3 protein-coding genes and 1 pseudogene are annotated in these 2,440 nt (G+C 41.8%); 2 read left to right on the top strand and 2 right to left on the bottom strand.

Annotated elements, in window-relative coordinates; genetic code table 11:
- Positions 1 to 279 precede the first annotated feature (279 nt).
- Positions 280 to 393: pseudogene (locus tag WR49_RS21680) on the top strand (IS110 family transposase); the annotation flags it as partial.
- A 22-nt stretch (positions 394 to 415) separates the two neighbouring features.
- Here the strand turns inward: WR49_RS21680 and WR49_RS20595 are convergent.
- Positions 416 to 841, bottom strand: a complete 426-nt coding sequence (locus tag WR49_RS20595; RefSeq protein ID WP_046225264.1) for a hypothetical protein — start codon at positions 839 to 841, stop codon at positions 416 to 418.
- Between the two features lie 197 nt (positions 842 to 1,038).
- Here WR49_RS20595 and WR49_RS20590 point away from each other — a divergent pair, with 197 nt between their 5' ends.
- On the top strand, positions 1,039 to 2,061 hold the full coding sequence (locus WR49_RS20590) for an IS110 family transposase (protein ID WP_046225263.1): 1,023 nt from the start codon (positions 1,039 to 1,041) through the stop codon (positions 2,059 to 2,061).
- A gap of 191 nt (positions 2,062 to 2,252) precedes the next feature.
- Here the strand turns inward: WR49_RS20590 and WR49_RS21760 are convergent.
- The coding region (locus WR49_RS21760) for a hypothetical protein (protein ID WP_331428911.1) at positions 2,253 to 2,440 on the bottom strand (188 nt) is incomplete at its 5' end.

Raw genomic sequence — 2,440 nt, 5'->3', positions numbered from 1 at the left:
TGATGATATCACCTCTAACTAAGTGACCAAATTCACCGTACCACTACAGTTATAAGCAATTAAACACAAAATACCGCTGATACAGAAAAGGACGCTTATTTTATACTTACGGAGAAAATTCATCGGAACCTCAATATTTGAACATCTAAATGTTGGACATTCTTTAAAGGTACATGGTTCCCCCCTATAAGTGTAATAAGGCAGACAAGTTATAATGCGCATAAAGGTGCGAGCAACACTCTCACTTCACTTAATTTGTACACCGTAAGCACGGAACTAAAACCAAAAAAGCCAAGCGTTGGGAATCAGTCTAAAATGAGAAAGATGGTTGTTATCTTAAATTCGATACTAAGAGACGGTGTAATGTGGGATAAAGATAGCGTCAAAAATTAGCTATTGACGCCACTGTCTCTTGTTATGTTCGTACTTTTTTCACCTCTGATCTCAATAAAACAATGTGAGCAACCGAGATTGCAGCGATAATAAGTGGAATAAATACCGAAACGAGTGATAGCAAAATGTATATTTGAGACATCATTAGTTTTTCCCCAACACTGCCACTATGCGTCCAACCTGCTAAATGACCATCTGCAAAAAGCCCAAAAGAACCATAATAGTAAATTGGATACATTAACGCTGACTCTTTCCAATAGCCTTTCTTCAAGTACCTAATTGAAACTCCAGAAATCAGGAATGCTAGTAGGCCACCAAACACTATAAACATAAAATCTGAAGGATATTTGAACGCCGTCCCCAAAAAACTCCCTTTTGAAACTAAACCCGCGATAATCATTCCCAAAATGAACGTGATCATAGCGTTTGTTAATCTTAGCTCTTTCATATTGCCCTCCGCTCGAACAGTATGAAATAGTCTCAGAAAGAAAATGTATAAAAAAGACTCAAGCTCGACTCATATCTCTTTTTTTAACGATGAGCTTATAACGCCGCATTAAGGTGATGAGATGGTCTCCCCCTACCACTTCACATGACTGTAAGCCATGCTTGGAGTGTTCAGGTCCGAAGTAAAAGGAGAAGACCATGACTCAGCATAAAATTATCGGCATCGATTTAGCAAAAAATATCTTCTTTCTTTTTGAAATCAATCATAAAGGAAAGAACCTTTCTCGTAAAAAACTCCAACGAAGTAAGCTACTTAGCTACATCGCCAATAAAGAGCCTTGTACCATTGCTATGGAAGCATGCTCTGGTGCCCATTATTGGGCTCGTGAATTCTCTCAGTTCGGTCACGAAGTCATACTCTACGCCCCCCAACATGTGAAAACTCAAAGGCGTAGACAGAAAAACGACTATAACGATGCTGAAGCCATTGCCGAAGTCGCGCTCTATAAAAGACCTCACCCTGTGCCTCATAAATCCCTCGAGCAACAAGACATCCAATCTCTTATTCGAATGAGACGTCTGCTCGTCACTGAAAGAACTCGCATCGTTAATCAAGTGCGTGGCCTCATATCTGAATACGGCATCATTATGCCCAAAGGAGCCGCAGCCTTCAGAAAGGCCATACCCGAAATACTCGAGAACGATGAAAACCAACTGTCTTGTATATTAAGAGAGCTGCTATCCCATCAGTACGAACGATATTTATACATCGACGAACAAGTAAAATGGTTCGACGATAAACTTAACCAAACCATCAAGCAGTTCGAAAACGCAAAGCGACTCATGTCTATTCCAGGCTTTGGGCCACTCACTAGCCAAGCCGTTGCGGTATGGCTTAGCTCTGGACAACAGTTCAAAACCGGTAGAGATGCCTCCGCCGCAATGGGGCTTGTACCAAAGCAAGATACCAGCGGCGACAAAGTCATTCTTCTAGGAATAACCAAAAGAGGCAACACGTATATCCGCTCCCTTCTCGTTCATGGTGCAAGAGCAGCGCTGAGGCGCGCCAAATTTAAATCCGATAATCTAAGTAAGTGGATGCTTGAACTCCAAGAACGACGAGGGCCAAACAGAGCCGCTGTCGCTTTAGCAAACAAACTCATGCGCATAGCGTGGGCCGTTATAACTAAAAATGAAGAGTATCAACCAAAACAAAGCTAATGATGATCACCAACCCTTTGCACAGTACGTAGTAAGATGAATAACAGGACAAATTCTACACGTTGAAAACCTTATACTCACACTGTCTTACAAAGTCGATAAGGTGATTAGGACTTCGTGTTCGACTTCCTCATCTTGGCCAAGGCAATAGCCGTTAAACAGGCCGTATATATGGAAGTTAACCTGCGCTTTTAATCATGCTGCTGACTTGCAAAACTGGGGGAGACCATATATGTGAGCAACGCAATACCGATGCTTCCGCATACCACCTTAAACACTAAACGCAACGCATAGTGAAAATGCCAAGCGTTGCGAATCACTCTTAAACAGTTTGTATGGATAATAAGCACTCCAATCGGGTAAGGTGAGACCCAGACTT

The sequence above is a fragment of the Vibrio sp. ECSMB14106 genome, assembly GCF_000972265.1.
Lineage (GTDB): Bacteria > Pseudomonadota > Gammaproteobacteria > Enterobacterales > Vibrionaceae > Vibrio > Vibrio kanaloae.
The sequence above is the reverse complement of the archived record's forward strand: the minus strand, read 5'-3'. Positions and strand labels throughout refer to the sequence as shown.